The sequence below is a fragment of the Sneathiella sp. genome, from assembly GCF_047631475.1.
Taxonomy (GTDB): domain Bacteria; phylum Pseudomonadota; class Alphaproteobacteria; order Sneathiellales; family Sneathiellaceae; genus Sneathiella.
In genome coordinates, this window is sequence record NZ_JBLHZT010000012.1 from 54,687 (window position 1) to 73,908 (window position 19,222).

At 46.8% G+C, this 19,222-nt stretch carries 16 protein-coding genes; 1 reads left to right on the plus strand and 15 read right to left on the minus strand.

All coding sequences use genetic code 11. The annotated features are described in order from the left end of the window. Nucleotides 1–65 precede the first annotated feature (65 nt). From ACJAYR_RS07145 to ACJAYR_RS07205, 13 genes are all read right to left on the minus strand, one after another. Entirely contained in the window at nucleotides 66–2,672 is a 2,607-nt protein-coding gene (locus ACJAYR_RS07145; RefSeq protein ID WP_415235954.1) for a PAS-domain containing protein, read from the minus strand. Next, nucleotides 2,653–3,591: an ATP-binding protein gene (locus ACJAYR_RS07150; RefSeq protein WP_415235955.1), complete on the minus strand. Its 939-nt coding sequence runs from the start codon at nucleotides 3,589–3,591 to the stop codon at nucleotides 2,653–2,655. The genes ACJAYR_RS07145 and ACJAYR_RS07150 overlap by 20 nt, the downstream gene beginning before the upstream one ends. After that, nucleotides 3,581–4,831, minus strand: coding sequence for a SpoIIE family protein phosphatase (locus ACJAYR_RS07155; protein WP_415235956.1), 1,251 nt, complete (start codon nucleotides 4,829–4,831; stop codon nucleotides 3,581–3,583). Before ACJAYR_RS07155 ends, ACJAYR_RS07150 begins: the two co-directional genes overlap by 11 nt. 13 nt (nucleotides 4,832–4,844) lie before the next feature. Then, nucleotides 4,845–5,153: an STAS domain-containing protein gene (locus tag ACJAYR_RS07160; RefSeq protein WP_415235957.1), complete on the minus strand. Its 309-nt coding sequence runs from the start codon at nucleotides 5,151–5,153 to the stop codon at nucleotides 4,845–4,847. Between the two features lie 15 nt (nucleotides 5,154–5,168). Next, nucleotides 5,169–6,407: a methyl-accepting chemotaxis protein gene (locus ACJAYR_RS07165; protein WP_415235958.1), complete on the minus strand. Its 1,239-nt coding sequence runs from the start codon at nucleotides 6,405–6,407 to the stop codon at nucleotides 5,169–5,171. 75 nt (nucleotides 6,408–6,482) lie between these two features. After that, complete coding sequence (locus ACJAYR_RS07170) at nucleotides 6,483–7,547, minus strand: protein-glutamate methylesterase/protein-glutamine glutaminase (protein ID WP_415235959.1); 1,065 nt, start codon at nucleotides 7,545–7,547, stop codon at nucleotides 6,483–6,485. Between the two features lie 9 nt (nucleotides 7,548–7,556). After that, nucleotides 7,557–8,204 carry a chemoreceptor glutamine deamidase CheD gene (locus ACJAYR_RS07175; RefSeq protein WP_415235960.1) on the minus strand — a complete coding sequence of 216 codons (648 nt, stop codon included), beginning with the start codon at nucleotides 8,202–8,204 and terminating at the stop codon, nucleotides 7,557–7,559. 4 nt (nucleotides 8,205–8,208) lie between these two features. Then, complete coding sequence (locus ACJAYR_RS07180) at nucleotides 8,209–9,072, minus strand: CheR family methyltransferase (RefSeq protein WP_415235961.1); 864 nt, start codon at nucleotides 9,070–9,072, stop codon at nucleotides 8,209–8,211. 57 nt (nucleotides 9,073–9,129) lie between these two features. Further along, complete coding sequence (locus tag ACJAYR_RS07185) at nucleotides 9,130–12,330, minus strand: methyl-accepting chemotaxis protein (protein WP_415235962.1); 3,201 nt, start codon at nucleotides 12,328–12,330, stop codon at nucleotides 9,130–9,132. Between the two features lie 25 nt (nucleotides 12,331–12,355). After that, complete coding sequence (locus ACJAYR_RS07190) at nucleotides 12,356–12,913, minus strand: chemotaxis protein CheW (RefSeq protein WP_415235963.1); 558 nt, start codon at nucleotides 12,911–12,913, stop codon at nucleotides 12,356–12,358. 4 nt (nucleotides 12,914–12,917) lie between these two features. Then, entirely contained in the window at nucleotides 12,918–15,113 is a 2,196-nt protein-coding gene (locus ACJAYR_RS07195) for a chemotaxis protein CheA (protein WP_415235964.1), read from the minus strand. A gap of 29 nt (nucleotides 15,114–15,142) precedes the next feature. Further along, nucleotides 15,143–15,508: a response regulator gene (locus tag ACJAYR_RS07200; RefSeq protein WP_169545377.1), complete on the minus strand. Its 366-nt coding sequence runs from the start codon at nucleotides 15,506–15,508 to the stop codon at nucleotides 15,143–15,145. Further along, the gene (locus tag ACJAYR_RS07205) at nucleotides 15,508–15,810 is read right to left on the minus strand and encodes an STAS domain-containing protein (protein ID WP_415235965.1); all 303 of its coding nucleotides are present in this window, start codon (nucleotides 15,808–15,810) and stop codon (nucleotides 15,508–15,510) included. Before ACJAYR_RS07205 ends, ACJAYR_RS07200 begins: the two co-directional genes overlap by 1 nt. A 577-nt stretch (nucleotides 15,811–16,387) precedes the next feature. Between ACJAYR_RS07205 and ACJAYR_RS07210 the strand changes: the two genes are divergently transcribed. Beyond that, nucleotides 16,388–17,215 (plus strand): GGDEF domain-containing protein, encoded by an 828-nt coding sequence (locus ACJAYR_RS07210; RefSeq protein ID WP_415235966.1) that lies wholly within the window; start codon nucleotides 16,388–16,390, stop codon nucleotides 17,213–17,215. Between the two features lies 1 nt (nucleotide 17,216). Here the strand turns inward: ACJAYR_RS07210 and ACJAYR_RS07215 are convergent, their stop codons facing one another. After that, nucleotides 17,217–17,870 carry an RluA family pseudouridine synthase gene (locus tag ACJAYR_RS07215; RefSeq protein WP_415235967.1) on the minus strand — a complete coding sequence of 218 codons (654 nt, stop codon included), beginning with the start codon at nucleotides 17,868–17,870 and terminating at the stop codon, nucleotides 17,217–17,219. Nucleotides 17,871–17,941: 71 nt separating this feature from the next. Continuing rightward, nucleotides 17,942–19,090, minus strand: a complete 1,149-nt coding sequence (locus ACJAYR_RS07220) for an acyl-CoA dehydrogenase family protein (protein ID WP_415235968.1) — start codon at nucleotides 19,088–19,090, stop codon at nucleotides 17,942–17,944. Nucleotides 19,091–19,222 lie beyond the last annotated feature (132 nt).

Sequence of the window (19,222 nt, forward strand, 5' to 3'; positions counted from 1 at the left end):
CAAAGTAGAATAGCAGTTCGTCAGTGTCGCAGTGGTGAGCGGATTTTGCAAGCAGGGAACAGCCCTTAATCATGAGCTTTTAGAGAACCCGGTTTCGGAGTGAAATCGGCGTTTGCAAACTCATGAAGTTTATCGATGGCTTCATCACATTTTTGAAGCATTTCGGGGACGCGCTCGAAAGCCTGCTTAAAGTTGTTTTCTTTGCAAAGCGTATCTATTTGGACGGCGACACTTGATGCAGACATAAGTCCAAATTGACCAAAGATGCTTTTCAACATATGAACTTCCCGGCTCAGCCTTTCAGTGTCCCTCTTATGATGTGCGGTTGTTATCTCCCTGTGCCTGATTTCATACTGATCGAACATTTTTCGAACAAGGTTATGAACAATCTTCGTTCCTAGTATTTCAGTAAGTTCATTAATGAAGTGCGGATCGAGAATAACGCTCCGGCGTGGTATTTTCTTTGGGTTGGGTTGGATTTCCTGTATGCGGCGTCCGGTCGCGCCCTTCTGCACCGGGGTCGTGTCGGTTGTCCCGTATTGTTGCGTGGTGTGCTTAAACAGACAGAGGACCATACCGTTTTGTGAAAAATGGGTAATCTGGAGTGAGAAGATGTCAGGACCCAGTTGAACGTCAGGAACATTTTGGGCCCGGGGTTTTGCGTTTGGGCTCTCCGCATGGCTGGTGAGATGGAAGATTAAGTCGCGGTTTCGATCAAGGTCGATCTTCAGGAAACGGATTAAATCGGTGTAGTGCGACCCTTCTTTGAACGTTTTACGATTGAGATCGAGCATTTCGAATAAATCGGTGTTGCAAGAGACCAGAATGTGCCGATCGTCAAAAATGCAAATACCGGCGGGAATACCGTCGAGCACATCCCTTAGGATGGACTGATTGTTCGAAATCGATATTTCCATTGGCTGAAAACTGGCCGTATCAGTCCAGATACCGATACTACCGGATGACGGTAACGGGATTTCACAGATTTGCAGTATTCTTCCGTCAGACCATTTTTGCGGTATCCAGTCATGCCCTTGCTTGTGTTCTTTGAGGCGCCGTTGTATCCAGCTTTGCTCCGATCCCACGGCATCAATAACATTACCGCTATATGCTGTCGCCGTAAGCAATTCGACAAATTCCAGGCCGGGCTCAATTATTCCTTTGAATTGATTGTTAAACCTGACAAATCTGTCATTGAACAGGATCAATCGGTCGTGATGATCAAAGGTTGCAATTCCTGCGGGAAGTTTCTCCAGAAGTTCCAGAACGAGGGTTTCCTGATCGGTGATGCTTTGAGTGTGGGAAATCCGTACATAAAGGCCCGCCAGAAGCTCGGCGATTGATTTGGAAATATCTAGAAACAGCGTATCCAGCGGTGTCGGTTTTGTTCTGAAAAACTCAAGGATAGCAACGGTTTTGTTATCAACAATAACAGGCAGGCCAAATCCGGATTTTAATCCAGAAGCTCTAAAGGCATCCAGTCGTCTGAAGTCAGTATTGTCTGAGATGTCTGTCAAGCTTGATTGTTGGCAGGTTTCCCATATGGTCCCTGTGAACCCTTGCCCATATTCAATACCCTTATCAATCGTCGCTTTCTGAAACGCGGCAAACCGTTTGGGCGTATCGGAAAACCAATGATGTTTAAACGTATCTGTTTCCGGGTTAATGACGAGCGCATGGCCGAGATCCCATTGTCCAAATCGCGTGAGAATTTTGACATTTTTGAACAGGGCATCTGTAAAGCTTGTTGATGCAGTCGCAACGGAGGTTCCCTTGTTCAGAATATCAATTGCAACAGTCTGACGATTTGCGATTGCCGAGAGTGATTTTTCCTTCTGCAAGATACTGAGAGACCGGGCCAGCAGTCCACAAAACAAAAACAGATATCCAAACGTTCTGCAGAGTTCCTGCCCCATAGTATCGAAAAGAAGACCGTGTCCTTGTTTGACGAAAACCGACAGCGTTGGAAAAAGGAGCGACAGCACCATCAAGAAAAGCCAGAAGTCTGCACGATCCGGGGACAGGTGCTTTCTGGTAGCAAAAATGAATGCGGCCCCAGTTTGGATACTGAGAAGACTGAGTGTGATGAGTATAGAATGGTCTGCAAAAAATTCTGAAATGAGGATGACTTCGCCAAACAGACTTATTCCGGAAGCAATCAGGAAGACTATACTGAACAGCAGATAGACAGTTTTTGAGGATGAGGAAGTGTTGATAACACGGGTTCGGTGAAGCGCTACAACACCGGACATCACAGTTAGATATAGTACGATAAAGAACGAATAGTATGACAAGGCGGTCGTGGAATAATCAAAAGTCCGCATAGGATTAAAATGAGGGAGGGAGGCAAATCGTTCAACTTCAAAAAAGATGGCACCACCTAACAACAGGATAAGAAGAAGAGAAAAGCGGGTAGGGTTTCTATAATGAAATATAAAGATCGATAAAAAAAGAATGCTACTCAAGATCATGTTGGCGGATTGCAGCGATAGACTAAATTCCCCTGTTTGTTTGGCTCCCAGCCACAGCGTTGCCAGAAGCAGTGGTAAGACGATGATTAGGATTAATCCCACAGTAAGATATTCTGGGTTCCCTAATAATCGTCGCCCGTTATCCGGGATTACTTGGGAGCGCTTTAGATCCTGATGGGTATCACTGAAGAAGGCCATCATTAGCCTGATGCAATATGCTGACCTTGACCCGATTGCCGCGCCCCAGATATTCCAGATCATCGAAACAGATTTGTTTCGCTACCTGAATACCCCGGCCATGAAAGCTGGTAAAATTATCCAAAGACATTCTTTTGGGTTTTTGGGGCAAGGCATCCAGATATTCTGACACGTTAAAGCCCGGTCCTTCATCGGAGATCGTGAAGCTTATACCGCTTGCTGTTTGTTCAAATTCAATTGTTGCGGACCGTTTTCCGAGTTCTGGATCAAGAAGTCGTTTTGAAATTTCGGACTGCCATTTTCCAGCATTAAGTAACTGTCCTTTTTCTTCAAAAGAAATTTCAAGATTTCCGTGCTCAATACTGTTGATCATAAGTTCAAGCAATCCCACCGCAGCATCGCTGCTGTTCGGGCAGATCTGGGAAAGAAGCTGGGAGAGTGATTTTGCTTCAGAAAGTTTCCGGTAGGTAAAGGATCCTTTCGTCATTGCTTTCAACGAATGAACAACGGAATTCAGATCCTCACTTAACGCCTTTTTCTGCTGATAATGACGATGGCAATCAGTCACAGTGTTTCTAACCGTGTCAACGTTGGCAGGGAGCGGAAGGATGTCCGAAGCTTGTGCCAGTAGGCTGGGCACTATGGTTTCAACATCGTCCGGGTTGAGAAGTAGAACCAGTGAAACATCCGTGAACCTGGAATGTCCCAAGGCATCTGCCAGTCGGGTATGAAGCGCCGGGGGACACTGGGTGAGATCGACCACAATGACCCGTGGATCTCCTGCAATAATGTGAGGGGTTTCAACAAACGCATTGGCCGATAAAATGGAAAAGTTGGTTGCTGTTTCAGTCAAATGGGCAAATGCAGGAGGTTGTTCTTCTGTTGAATAGAGGAGCAAGGCTTGCTCAGCGTTAGACGTCATTGGCTTGCCCCTCGTTTTTAATATGGATAATGGTTAGATCATCGTTAGCATTGGACCCTGCTCGGCGATGGAAACGGTCGATCAGTTCTGAAAGGCACTTGGTGGGGGAATGTTCGTGATGCGTCTTCCAAATTTCATTCACTTCCTGTTCAAGCCCTTTTTCCCCGAGAAATCCCCCGTCTGTAAGATCGACTTCAACCAATGCATCGCTATATAAAATCAATTGCGCCCCGATTGGAAAGTCGACAATGTTCAACGCATAATCCCAGTCAGGCCTCAATCCCAGTGGCATTCCTTTCGACTCAAAAAGTGAAAAAAGATCGAAAGGGGCACTGCTTTGTTTTAATAACGGCGGCTGCGTTCCTGCCGCTGAATATTCGAGAACATTGTTCGTCAGATCGAGACACCCAAACAGCATGGTTGCATAAGATCCTCTAGGCAAACTCTGATACAAGAACTGATTAAGTGCCTTCAGAAGCAGATCCGGTGAGGAATATAAATTGGCCGATGAACTAAGCCAAGTCTGCATTCTAAATGTATTGAGTGCGGCCGCCACACCATGACCTGAGAAATCTGCGATGTAAAAAGCGATACGGTTTTCGTCGATGGGATAAATACCACCGATATCACCGCCCAATTCGGAGGAAGGCTCATAATGCCAGCCAATTCGTAATCCATAAAGAGAATGAAAAGATATAAGCTCTTCTTTTGATGGACAAATATCTAATTGCAACTGACGCGCCTGTTCAAGTTCGCTAGCCACCCGATCATGAAAGTCGGTCAGCTTTTCAACAAAAAACCGGTGTTCCAAATGCACTTTCGTGCGCGCCAGGATTTCAAATTTTTTGATGGGCTTTACGATCATATCAGTGGCCCCTAGATCAAAGGCCCGTGTGATGTCTGCTGCAGTGTCGCGACCGCTCTGAATCAGGATTGGAATGCTGGCCGTTGATTGACGGGACCGAAGTTCTTTGCACAGTTCAAACCCATCCATGATGGGCATTTCAAGGTCAAGAACGATAAGGTCCGGGACTTGCAGTTCGATCACTTCTAACGCATCCTGTCCATTTTCCGCATAACTGATGTTGAAATACCCATCGGTCATAAGGCATGCACCGATTAATTCTCTGATTAAGTCAGAATCCTCAACAACCAAAATACGCGCATTCTTGATTTTCACATCATGACGTGTTTTTAGTTGTTCGATTGTCGATTGGGTATCACTCGCAGCAGAAGACATTATCAGAACCTGTTTAGTCGTGCGTAATGGTCATTACTCGGTCAAATTGGGAAATCTCCAGTAATCGCTTAACCTGACCGGTAGGGGAACGGATTTCAAATCCCACCCCTTCTTTTTCGGCAGTTTCAAAGGCGATCATCAGCATCCCGAGGCCTGCGCTATCGATACTTTCAAGATGTTTCAGATTTATCTGACACTGACTTTGCTGATCTTTGTTCACCATCTTTAGAAGTTCACGAAATTTGTTGTGATCTTCAAATGTTAGTTTTTCAGAAATGATTATTTCTAATATGCCGTCAGATTTCTTAATCTGTTCTTTCATAAACGTATCCCAAAGTTAAAAGAGTTCGATGTTGTCATCATCATCGTCATCATCGCCATGACCGCCGTTGCTTGAGTTTTGGTCATTGCCGGATTGGTCAAACAGCCCATCAGTGTGGCCCTCTTCGGTGCTTTCAGGTGTTTGCGTTCCGTGAACCGCGACATGGAACCGATCCCTCATTTCAGCCAGTTTAACGGCTGCCACGATCTCGTTGATCCAGTCCTGTTCGCTCAAGTCTGTTTCAAGCGGACCTGTATGCTGTGCCGTTAGTTCTTCGTAGGATTTCAGTGCTTGCATTGAAATTTGAGCAATGGAGCACAGATTTTCCAGATGCTGGGTCGCACGATCCTGGAACTGGAGCTGCGTGATAACGCCTGCTATATCCTGTGATATATCCTTTGATATTTCTTCAGACGATTTCAGGGCATCGGTATAATTATTGTTTTGCAGGACAATGCAATCCATCAGGTCCTTGATGGTGTCCTTGACCAATATGTTTTCTGATAGATCAATATTGGTAACTTCTTTAATTTGGGTATGCCCATCTCGAACCCCCGTCGCGACTTTGGAAACTTCCTGGCGCATGGTCGCCGCGAGGGTGTTAACGGATTTCGCCAAATCCTGAACTTCATGGGCAACAACCGCAAACCCTTTTCCTGCGTCGCCTGCACGGGCAGCTTCAATACGGGCATTCAGGGCCAACAGATTTGTCTGTTTGTTAATGCCTTCAATGCCATCAATCAACTTTTCAACCCGGACGACATCCTCTGCGACATCATCCAGCGCGTAAACAACCTTTACCCCATGTTTCGATGTCTCGACGATTTTGTTGACCATTTCGGAAAGGTGTCTATCGATATTTGCCACCACTTCCGACAAGTCAATCTGCTTACCCTGATATTCAACATGTTTAGCCGCGCCCGCGAGATCACTTACCTTGCGGCCCTGTTCGCTGGTATGGAGCGCGAGGTCGCGAAAGGTTGAGGAAATTTTTGAAATATTTGTTTCGACAAGGTCCGAAATGCCAGTCATTTCGTCCATCATAAAATACAGGATCTTTCGCTGCCCTTGAGAAAGAGACGCCCATTTCTTCAAAAGCGCGGCAGGCTCATAGGATGGCTCTTGTGTGGGCTGACTATTTTCATCAGGATCGTTCATGAGCATCTGTGTTTCATCTGCTGCCGTCATTGCCTCAGTGAAATCGGCCGTGATTGCGATTTCCTCCGGTTCCGTATTCACGCTGTGAGCATTCATAAGTTTGTCCTGGCTATGCATGTACGCCGCCATTATTTTCTCCTTTTGTGCAAAGCACAGACAAGATGATGGTGATCATATTCGGATTGCCTTTGTGTCGAAGCCTTCAAGGCAGTTAAAAATTTCAGAGGCAATTTTGCTAAGGGGATACTGTTTTTCGACGGCACCGCATTCAAACGCGACTTTCGGCATGCCATACACAATACTCGAGGCTTCATCCTGCCCAATGGTGTGAGCACCTGACTTTCTTAAGTTCAAAAGGCCAGACGCACCATCTCGTCCCATTCCTGTTAGGATGACACCGACGGCGTTGGCGCCAGCCGTTTTGGCTCCGGAATTAAACAGAATATCCACAGAAGGTTTGTGCCCGCTAACCAATGGGCCATCATGCAATCGGCAAATATAGTTCGCCCCTGATCGTGCCAGCTCCATATGTTTGCCGCCGGGCGCAATATAAACATGACCAGGCAGAACACGTTGCCCGGCACTCGCTTCGCAAACAGTTACTTTTGAAATCTGATTGAGTCGCTGTGCAAATGAGGTCGTAAAGGTCGCTGGCATATGTTGGGTCACCATCATTGCAGGGCTGTTGGGCGGAAGGACTGTGATAATTTCCTTGAGGGCTTCAACACCTCCTGTGGAGGCACCCATCAGGATGATTTGTTCCGTTGATTTATAACGGCTATAGGAAAGCGGAGCTTTGGCGACAGGCGATTTTGTTTTAGGGAAGACCCGGGCCCGAGAGGCTGTTTTCACTTTTGAGATGATTTCCGCTGTCTTTTTCTCCAGCCCATGTTGAAGGTCACAGGTGGGCTTCGCAACATAATCAACTGCGCCTAATTCAAGCGCTTGCAAAGCCACGTCCGCGCCTTCCTGAGTGAGGGAGGAAATCATGACAACGGGCATTGGACGTAAGCTGATTATTTTTTCCAGAAAGGCCAGTCCATCCATTTTCGGCATTTCAATATCGAGGGTTAGAACGTCAGGGTTCAATCGCTTGATCATCTCGCGGGCTGTAATCGGATCAGGGGCTGTCCCTAAAACAGCGATATTCGGATCAGACTCGAGCATTTTCGTAAGCATCTGACGGATTAATGCCGAGTCATCAACGATCAGAACTGTAATTTTTTTGGTGCTCATTGGATATTCCTAAAACAGATCAACTTCACCACCAGCATCGATGGCACCAGGCAGACGTACACGATATTCATTTTCTTCTTTAAGATAGACGGCGTCATCTGAACGTTTGAGAAGCAGGCGGTCTACCTTTCCGGTTTCCGGGAAATAGTGGATGCGCCGGGCGTGAGGACCACCAAGGTCATGAGCCAATGGCGCCAAGCCTTCAAATTTCAAATAATTAAGGGCGAACTGGCCGTTATTGTCGCCCACCTTTACAATCCCCGGAGTGACGTTGCCACCGCCAAATAGTTTGATCTCCAGCCTCTCTTTCGGGCAACCGGTTTTGAGTATGGCGTTGATCAATGTTTCCATGGCGAAGTTGCCATAGCGCATTGTGGCGCTTACTGCTCCCCAGTTACCGGTACTGCTTTCTGGCAACATAAAATGGTTCATTCCGCCAATGCCGGTCTCCGGGTCCCGGATGCAGGCCGCAACGCACGACCCCAGAATGGTAACAATCATTTCATTCTGATCTCTACTGACATAGTGGTCTCCCGGCAAAACCCGAACAACGTTCTTGTCATGCTTTGGATCGTAGTAGCTTCGCCGACCGCATTGCATCGCGGTTAGGATTTTTTCGGGCTGTCTACGATCAGCCTGCGTTAAGGGGGAGGGCATGTTCTTACTCCTCCTTCTGGTAGGCGGTTCGACCGATAAGGGTCAACCCTTTGATCTTGGATTGCAGGGATTCAGAATGACCGAGAAACAACATACCGCCCGGCCGTAACAGATCGGTATATCGCTTGACCAACATGTGTTTTGTTTCTGCGTCAAAATAGATGAGAACGTTTCGACAAAATATGGCGTCATATTTTTGTTTCATCGGCCACGGGTGCAACAGGTTGAGTTGCTTGAAATGAACCAATGCTTTTGTGCGGTCCCGAATGTATATTTTGTCGCCTTTTTTCGTCGTGTTGTCGTTGAATACACGACGGTATTCTGACGGAATATCTTTGATTGCACTCGCGGGATATTGACCCGCTTTTCCGGTGTCCAGCATATTTGTATCAAGATCTGTCGCCAGGATCTTAACATCCCACTGAGCCAAGGATGGAAACCGGCTCATAACAGTTGAGGCAATAGAATAGGGCTCTTCGCCAGACGAACAACCAGCAGACCAGAAAAACACTTTTTTGTCTCCGGACCGCCTGGCGGTGTCTGATTGAATGCGACCGATATGGTCCGTTAGAAAATCAAAATGGTGGCTTTCACGATAAAATTTGGTCAGGTTTGTGGTGATGGCGTTGACCAGAAAACCTGTTTCCTGACTTGCATTTTGGCTATCCAGAAGGGCGCAATATTGCGCAAATGATTGCATGCCCAATTTTCTTAGACGGCGCGCTAATCGGCCATAAACCATTTCTTTCTTATGATCACCCAGTACAATACCCGTGAGTTCCCTTACAATACCGGTCAGTCGTTTGAACTCGGTATCAGAAAAAGCAAACTCACTCTCACTGGATGTTGTCTGGCCGTTTGGGCTCATTCTTTTCTTCCCTGAAGTCCCTCCTGCAAACGTTGCAGGAGGGGATTAAAGTTGAACTTAAAACTCGCTCCAGTCCTCGGCGGCTGATGAGCCGTTTGCACTAGCGGATTTCGCGATCGGCATAGAAGAAGACGTTGGTGCGGACTGATAAGCCGGGGCCGGGGCGTCGGCTCGTGCCTGGACTTTTTTCCGCGTTGGACGCCCGCCTTGCGCTTTTTCAAGCTGGAAGAAAGAAACCCTGTCGCGCATCCCTTCGGACTGCTCCTGCAAGGTGCGGGACGCTGCGGCATTTTGTTCAACCAATGCAGAGTTTTGCTGTGTCATCTCGTCCATTTGAGAAACAGAGCGATTAATCTCTTCAATGCTTGTTGACTGCTCATTGCTGGCTGCCGCAATTTCAGAGACAATGTCGCTTAGGCGGCGAATTGAATCGACGATTTCCGTCAGGGATTCACCTGCATTTCCGACAAGTTGGACACCATCTTTTACTTGTGATCCACTGTCATTGATTAAGCCTTTGATATCTTTCGCGGCTTGGGACGAGCGTTGGGCAAGGGTACCGACTTCAGCAGCAACCACAGCAAAGCCTTTACCAGCGTCTCCGGCACGGGCGGCTTCAACCGCAGCGTTTAACGCCAGCAAGTTTGTCTGGAAGGCGATTTCATCAATAACACCAATGATGTCAGAGATTTTTTGTGACGAGTCTTCAATGCGGGACATGGCATCGACCACTTCGCCGACAACTTCCCCACCTTTTGTCGCAACATCACGGGCCGAAATCGAAAGCTGGTTTGCCTGTTGGGCGTTTTCAGCATTCTGTTTAACAGTAGAGGCCATTTCTTCCATGGCTGCGGCTGTTTCTTCAAGGTTGGAGGCTTGCTGTTCCGTTCTTTGGGACAGGTCCATTGTGCCGGTGTTAATCTCCTGTGCAGCGCTTGCCACCTCAGAGGATGCGGCCGTAATATCGCTGACGATCTCTGAAAGTTGATCCGCCGTATTATTGGCATTGGTTTTCAGGGCATCAAACAATCCAGCATATTCTTTTTCAATGCGCCGGGTCAGATTGCCGTCAGAAAGCGCAGAGAGCGACTGTCCCACATCTTCCATAGCGTCAGATACTGTGTTTGACAGAGAATTGATGGCTTCGGATAATTTGAGCATAAAGCCTTCTTTACCCTCAAGCTCGAGTTTGGTTGAGAAATCGCCACTGACAGCGGCCGTGACAACATTGTCGATCTCAACTTCGATGCTCCGTTCAGCCGTAATATCGGCCCATTCAACAACGGTTCCGATGCGTTCACCATCGTCATTAACAACCGGACTGGCGATCAGATTATAATGCCGGCCTCCTATTTCAATCTGCGTTTTAAAGGCACTTGATAACCGATCGAGCATACCCCGTTGGTGGGCTGGGTTTTTGTGGAAAATATCAATATTTGCACCGACAATTTTTCGGGCATCGAATTGAGGCAGATCTTTTTTCATGTCTGCGTCGTTACGGGTAAGCATCTCGTCCATAGTTGTGTTGATATAAACGATATTATAATCCGCATCGGCGACCATCATATTGGTCGTGCAATTGTTCAGCGCAGATTTGATACGCGAATTTTCATTCGCAACGCGCCGTTCGTCGCGTTCTCTTGCAAGTTTTTCAGTAACATCCGCCCACTCAACAACAGTACCAATACGGTGACCGGCGTCGTCGATAATAGGGGATACGACCAGATCAAAATCTAGTCCACCAACCTGAAGAGAGGCTTCCATTGTCGTGCGAAGTCCGTCCAGCATCTGGCGTTGATGAGCCGGATTTTTATGGAAGGTATCGATATTCGTTCCGATAATACCTGCGGCATTAAATTTTGGTAGATCCCGACGAAGATCGCTTTCATTGCTGTGAAGCATATCAATCATGGTTTGGTTGACATAGACGATGTTGTAGTCGGTATCAGCCACCATTACATTGGTCCGGCAACTGTCGAGTGCGGTTTTTGTTCTAAGATTTTCTTCCGACTGCGCGACAATCATTTCAAGTGACCGACTGACATCTGCAATCTCGTCCTTCTTCTGAGGGTCGGGGAGGACAGCTCTTTTACCTTGAGCAATATTACCAACACCTTCTACAAGCTGTTTTAAAGGACCTACAATGGCACGAGACGTAAAGAATGCGATGGCGGTAGAGCAGACAATACCGATGGCTAGTAGCGACCAAAGAAGGGTTACCAAAGAGTCGGATTGATTGGTTACCGTGGTCATGTTGGTTTCCAGGATTGCCCGTTCACCGGACACTAAACCTGCTGTATGAGTTCCATCAGCCTGTTTATGCCCCCTTAGAATGGTCAGGAGAGACTCTGCTTTTGGGGTCGCATCTGTTTCGAGATAATAGGCGGCAAGGTCCCATTTAGTTGACTGACGGATTGCAATAATTTGAGATGAAAAACTGTTGAATTTATTCATGAAATCAATGTTCTGATCGAGAAGACGAGCCTGTCCCCGGTTGACCAGATCGCGATTTCCCTCCAGACGTTGAAGCTGAACAGCGAGGGTTTCAGCCGCTTTATTAAAAGCGCTCAAAGCAACAGGGCTTCCGCTCAACAGATAAGAGTTCAGCAGGCTACCACTTTTTAGAAGTGTGGCTTCGACATTGACAATATCAACGAGCATTGTGCGATTTTCCTGAAGCGTATTTTCAGGGTTCAGGTTTTTGGCCAACGTCGCCAGCATTGCTGCCATTTGGTCAATGAGCGGTCGCATCGTCGTGTTGAATTCCGTTACATCCGGACGCTGATCGGCACTGTGAGCAATATCCTCAACGCGTTTCTGGGCTGCCTTGAAATCTGCTAGAGTTGCCACAAAACGCTGCCATTCAGCCTGCTTCTCAGGGGGCCACTTCGATGACAGGGCTGTGAGCGCCGAAACGCTTTTGTCCATGGCTTGCATCGTAACCTGCCGGTCCTGTTTATAAGCCGGGTTGCCAGATGCCATCCATCCATGCAGGTCTGCCTGTGTCCGAACAATTTCTCTTTCGACATCAGCGGCCGTAAAAGCGATGGGGACAGTGACCTCTTTCGCAAGATGGATTGTGTCTTGCTGTTTTCCGGCATCCAGAACCGTAATACCCACTGCAATCGCTAAAATCGCGGTGACCACAGTAAAGCCTGCAATCAGTTTTGATTTGATGGTCAAGTTGGGAATAAAAGATTTTTTCTGTTTAGCTTCGTTGAGGTCTGACCCGCCAGAAGTTGTTATTGTATTCGTCATGTTTTCTATCCTTATGCAAAGTCCACTAGGCTGACAGGTCTTCAGCAGTTTCGACTGTTTGTTCAATGATCTCGGATTTAAACAGGCTCGCCGTGTCCAGCAGGGCGACCATGCGTTCTTCTGCGGTAACGAGTCCGATAATATGTTCCCCTTCTTCGCGGTCATCGATATCCGGAACGGGTCTGATTTCACTGCTGTCCACTGTCAGAATGTCAGAGACGCGATCAACCAGAATTCCGATAATTCGATCTCCCACTGCAATAATCACCACGACGTGAATGTTCGTGGCATTTGTTTTGCCCTGGTTGAACCGAGATCGAAGGTCAAAAATTGGTACGATAATGCCGCGCAGGTTTAACACACCGCGCATGTAGGAGGGTTGGTTCGGTAGAATAGTGACCTCCGTCCAGGCTTGAATTTCCCGCACCTGCATAATGTCGACTGCATATTCCTCGCTGCCGATGGCAAAGGTGACGAATTGCTGGGTTCCGACCCTTTCTTGGCTATTCTCACCAGTTATATCGCCGTCGACCGGGCGATTGATCATTTGGGCTTGCATTTGCTCGTTTTGTGCAGCTTCCATGTGCTTATCCTATAGGTGAAGTTTGAAGGGGGGCGGCGTCTGACGGAAGAATTGACGTTTCATCCATCTCAAGAGGCGAAAGAGTTTCACTTGATCTTTCGATAAGACCCTCCTGATCGTAGGAGCCATTTTTGATCATTTTTTGTGAGAGGCTGTAGAGGGCCTCTATATCAAGGATCGGAGCGACTTTTCCGTTGCCCAGGATGGTGGCCGCTGAAATTCCGGAAACAGGCTTGTAATTGGATTCAAGGCTTTTAATGACGACCTGCTGTTGACCAATAAGCTGATCTACCACAATGCCGATTGTGCCAAATTCTTCGCTTTCGACGAGAACAACCAGCGCTTTGGCTGGATCCTGCGTTGCATTCTCAATTTTAAAAATACTGCTCAGCGGGCATAACGGAATATATTCTCCGCGAATACGGACAAGATCTTGCCCCGTTGGGAGTTTTTTCAAAGCGTCCCTTGGGGGGCGAAAACTTTCGACGATGTTTGGAATTGGGATGACATATTTTGAAAGTCCGACCTCAACAATCATGCCATCCATGACCGCAAGTGTCAGCGGCAAAGTCATCGTAAATCGCGAGCCTTTACCGGGCGCTGAATGAATAGAAACACGGCCGCCAAGCGCCTGAATATTGCGGCGAACCACATCCATACCCACACCACGACCAGACACGTCGGTTACTGTTTCCGCTGTGGAAAAACCCGGTGCAAAAATCATGTTATCGATTTCATCATCCGGTGGTGTCGCATTTTCGGCGATTAGACCCCGATCCCGGGCGCGTTTCAATACCGCTTGACGATTGATGCCGCGGCCATCATCTGAAATCGTAATGACGATTCTTCCGCCTCTATGTTCGGCAGAAAGCGTCACAGATCCTTCTTCAGATTTTCCAGCTGCCAACCGTTCTTCAGCGGTTTCCAGACCATGATCGAGCGAGTTTCGGATCATATGGGTTATTGGGTCGCTGATTTCTTCGATAACAGTTTTATCGACCTCTGTATTTTCGCCGATCGTTACCAGTTTGACTTTCTTGTTTAATTTCAGGGAAAGTTCCCGAACCAGACGGGGCATTCTGGAAAATACAGATTTCACTGGCTGCATCCGGATCGCCATAACGCTTTCCTGTAATTCTCGGGTGTGGAGGGCCAGTTCCTCAAGACCACGTGACATATTTGGAAATTGGTCGCTGGGTAATTCATTGGTTTGCTGGGATAACATGGACTGAGTAATGACCAACTCACCAACCATATTCACCAAGCGGTCAATGCGGTCCAGGTCAACCCGTATTGAAGTAACTTTTGACGCTGCCGGAGGGCTGTTTGCCGGTTGTGGACTGTTGGGTTTTTCTGTGGTTTTTGTAGCGGTGGATTGAGTTTCGTCAGGCGCGTTTTCTGCTAGGTTGTCGGCAGGCGCAGGCTTGTTTGGATCATTCTCCAGAACGGAAATGTTGAGCGTGCAATCTTCGGTGACAAACTCAAAGACCTCTTCGACATCTTCCAAAGATGCATTTGTCTCAAGGAGAAACTCCCATGAGATATAGGCTTCTTCAGCATCCATTTTTGCGATGAAGGGTAGGTTATCCAGATTTGGAATGGCTTTAAGAGTACCCAAACCTTTCATTTCGCGAACTAAAAGAAGAGGCTCATTAGCATGCTTGAACAACTCTGACTTTGGGGCGAATGAAATTGAATAGGTTTTGGTGGTTGTATCCGAAGGACTCTCAGGATCTGCATTCGAGTCATCGGGTGAAGGGCTATCTTGTGCGTCAGAAGAGGCGGTTGAATTATTTTCGGTTTTCTCAGGGTCTTCGCCATGAACAGTGCTTGAAATTTCTTCGAGTATTTGTTTGCCAAAATCCGAAGAAAGCTCTTGTTCATGTTCGGCGGCTTCAATCATAGCGGACAATATGTCGGACGCGCGAAAAAGGAGATCGATCCCTTCGTTGGTAACGGCGATGCGTCCATCCCGCATTCGATCGAGAAGGGCTTCATATTCATGAGAAAATTCAGCCAGAGCCGTAAATTTAAATGCGCCTGCCCCAGCTTTAATTGAGTGGACCGCTCGGAAGATCGCATGCAATATTTCAGGATCGTCTGATCCAGAACTCAATGAGGAGAGTTGAATTTCAACATCTCCCAAGAGTTCTGCGCATTCAGCGAAATAGGTTATTTTGAATTGTGCAAAATCATCCATGGTCCATATGCCCGATCACGAGTTTTGGTTTAACTACAAACTTTTTGAACAACTTTCAGGAGCTTCTCTGGCTCGAACGGTTTGACGATCCAACCGGTTGCTCCGGCTGCGCGACCTTCATCCTTTTTAGAGCTGTCGCTTTCAGTCGTGAGAACGAGAATAGGGGTAGAACTATGGACCGGGTTTTGACGGAGGGCTTTGACGAGACCGATCCCATCCATGTTCGGCATATTGATGTCTGTGATAACCAAATCGACAGCGTTGTTTCCGATTGCATCCAGAGCGAGCAATCCGTCTTCCGCTTCAACCACGTCGTAACCGGCGCCCTTGAGGGTAAAGCTGACCATGTCGCGCATCGTTTTTGAGTCATCGACGGCAAGGATTTTTTTTGACATTATTTGTCACTCCATTTTTGATAGATTTCCATTAGACCCAAATCATCAAAGGCCTGAATGAAGGGCACGCTCGGATTGAGGATGGTGAAGGTATCGCCATTTTGTTCCATGGTTTTCCCGGCTGATATGATGACCTGTAAACAGGGTGTCGTCAGATTGGTGACGTCCGACGCATCACAAATCAGATCAGCCTGAGCTACTATTGAGTGTGTGAATTTCTCTTTTAACTCTTCGGCCGCAGTCAAATTCAGTACAGGTGGGAATTGCAGAACAGAGCCTTCCGGATATTTTTTTTCAACCATAACTTGGGAGCCCTTATTACTCACAGATATTATAAATTAGTTCTTTAGTTTTGGTGCTGAACTAATACTAACTGTGTATATAAGATATTAATTAGTGGTTAAAAAAAATTAACGATAGGACGCTTTCTGAGTATTTTATTTGTGCTCATATGTGTTTTGTAAATTTATCGGTTGTTGGGGATTGAGAATAGTTTTTGTAGAAGTAACCAAAGGGGAATGAAAAAAAATTCTTTTAAAATAGTTATTTAGGATATTGTATAGCCGCGTCAAAAAAAACAACAATCCGAAACTGAATGGTCTGGATAGATAAATGTCGTTTTTATAAATTTAGAAAATGAGCATTAATGTGATATGATAATTTAATAAAAATAGATGATTCTAATAATAAAACCAAAGTCGTAAATCATTGTTGTTTTTAGATAATGTTCAAATAAATGTATTGGAAACTATCATGGCAACTTCGATACCAAAGATCAGAAACAAATTATTTTCTATTTTAATTATTCAAGATGGAAAAGGTGAGCATAAAAAAATCAAATTAGCGGTAGATAATGTTCTATTTACGAGTGTTAGGTCAATGCCGATTGAAGCCATAGGCGATAGTCTTGAAAAAGACCCGAGTCCTGCCATTGTGATTCTGGATGCGTCTGCCCTTGATGATACTGTTTTAAAAAGGGTACCAGAGCTTCTCAGCCTGCACGAATTACCGGATATATCTCTTCTGTATATCGTTGACCGGAAAATGATGGAACAGGGTCAATTGCCAATGAAAGATGGGTGTATTGACTTCCTCATGAAACCCTATCGCAAAATGGATTTGAATATGCGTCTGGAGATATGTGCCGGAAATCTCGAAAACGCTATTCAGGCAAAACAGGCGGTAACGCGGGACGCGCTGACATCACTTGCGACACGGCAAAGTTTTCTCGAACATTCGCGTCCCTTATATGCCAGTGCAAAACGCGATCAGGTCTCTTTATCGTTGATGATCATTTCTCCGGATAATCTGGATCGGATAAATCGGGAATATGGCCAACTTGCCGGGGATATTGTTCTTATGGAAATGGCAGGTTTGCTGGATAAAAGAAAAAGGGACACCGATATGCTGTGCCGTTTCGCGGGCAGCAGGTTCTGTTTGTTGACCCTGAATATGGATGAAACCCATCTAGTAACTTATCTCGATGATATGCTGGCTTTAGTACAATCCCATGATTATATCGTTGGTAAGGACGTCATTAATATTACAGCAAGCTCTGGGGCCACAACGAATATCGGAAACGACATTCACGACATGATTTTTTTGGCAGAACAGGGGTTGATAAATTCAAGAGAAGCAGGTCAAAATCGGTTCACAGTTTATAATGAGCTTCAGAACACTTCAACCAAGGCCCACTCTGTAAGTTAGATCAAAAAGGGGCCCGATCCGAGACCATAATGGGTTGTTTCTTTACCGGATGCGGAAATCCGAGCTGGCAGGCATGCAGTAACAGTCTGGATGCTTTTTGCTGGCTGTCCTGACCGCCGTACAAGCTATCCCCAAGGATGGGATGACCGATGCTGAGCATATGGACCCTCAGTTGATGAGAACGCCCTGTGATCGGTGTGAGTTCGATGCGGCTGCTATTCCCCTTGATCTTTTCAACCAGTTTCCAATGAGTGACAGATGGTTTTCCAACGTCGAAATTTACTTTTTGGCGTGGTCGGTTAGGCCAGTCGGCGATAAGCGGTAAATCAATCGTGCCTTCTGAATGCTCGGGATGCCCATCGACAATAGCGCTATATTGTTTGTTGATGGTTCGGCTCTGAAAGGAAATACTTAAGGCCTTGTGGATCTCAGGCGAGAGGGCAAGCATAATCAGTCCGGATGTTTCCATGTCAAGGCGGTGGACGATCAGGGCGGTGGGGTGCGTCCTTTGAACCCGGCTGATCAGGCAGTCCTGCTTGTCTTCACCGCGACCGGGAACACTCAACAAACCTGACGGCTTGTTAGCAACGATTAGAAAGTCGTCCTCATAGAGAATAGGGATTGTATGATCAGGTGGCGGTGAATAAGTGTTCATTAGGGCCCAGACGTATAACGGATCGTGCTGTCATACGTCAAAGGCCCCTGAATTTGCAATCCTGTATTTTGTCAGGAATATTCTGAAATAAGCTCTTTTGAAATAATCTGCTTCATGATTTCAGAAGAACCGCCGGCAATGCGGGTCATTCGGTTGTCTGCCCAGGCCCGGGTGATGGGATACTCCCACATATAGCCGTATCCGCCATGAAGTTGAACGCATTCATCAAGAACCTGACACAGGATTTCAGTGGATTGCAATTTAGCCATTGCGGCTGTATTGGAATCAAGGTCTCCCTTCAAATGAGCAGCAAGACACGCATCAACGAAGCTGCGGATCATCACCGCCTGAGATTTTATTTCAGCGAGCTTAAAACGGGTATTCTGAAAATCGGAAACGCTTTTGCCAAACGCCTTTCTCTCCATCGTATATTTTACGGTCCAATCCAGCGCGGCCTCAATGCAGGTTGCAGATCGAATGGCGATGACCAGGCGTTCCTGCGCGAGTTGCTGCATCAGTTGATAGAAACCTTTTCCTTCTACTCCCAACAGATTTGTTTTTGGAACTCGAACATCGTTGAAGAATAGTTCCGATGTGTCCTGTGCTTTATAGCCGACTTTCTCCAGATTGCGACCCCGTTCAAATCCGGCGCGATCCCCTTCAACGAGGACAAGGCTAACCCCTTTTCCTGCGGCGCCCGGATCTGTTTTGCAGGCCAGAACAACAAGATCGGCCAGTTGGCCGTTACTGATAAAGACCTTTTGGCCGTTAATGACAAAATCCTCGCCCTCCGGTAGCGCGGTCGTCTTAATATTTTGCAGATCAGATCCGGCACCGGGTTCCGTCATTGCGACAGCCGAGATAACCTCCCCTGAAACCATTTTGGGGAGCCAGTATTTTTTCTGCTCTTCCGTGCCGTAATGAATAAGGTAAGGAGCAACAATTTCTGAATGAAGATGAAAAGCAGGACCACTTGCGCCGACACGGGCGACTTCCTCACAGAAAATCGCACTATATAGAAAATCGGCTCCCGGGCCGCCATATTCTTCTGGCACGGTACAGCATAAAAAGCCGGCTTCCCCGGCAGCCCGCCAAAGGCTTCGTGGCACCTGGCCCTGTTTTTCCCATTCAGCATGAAAGGGAACAATCTGGGTTTCCACAAACTTCCTTGCGGAAGCCCGAAAGATGTTGTGATCTTCATTAAACAGCGTGCGTTTCATCCTGTTTCTCTTTTTATAATTGTTGATGAATGATAGCTTAATATTAACGGTCCATGATGCAGATGCAACAGCGTGCCTGTTTTCAGTTTTTGTAGGGAAAATTAAAATGCGTCGGAAGACAGCTGACCTGTC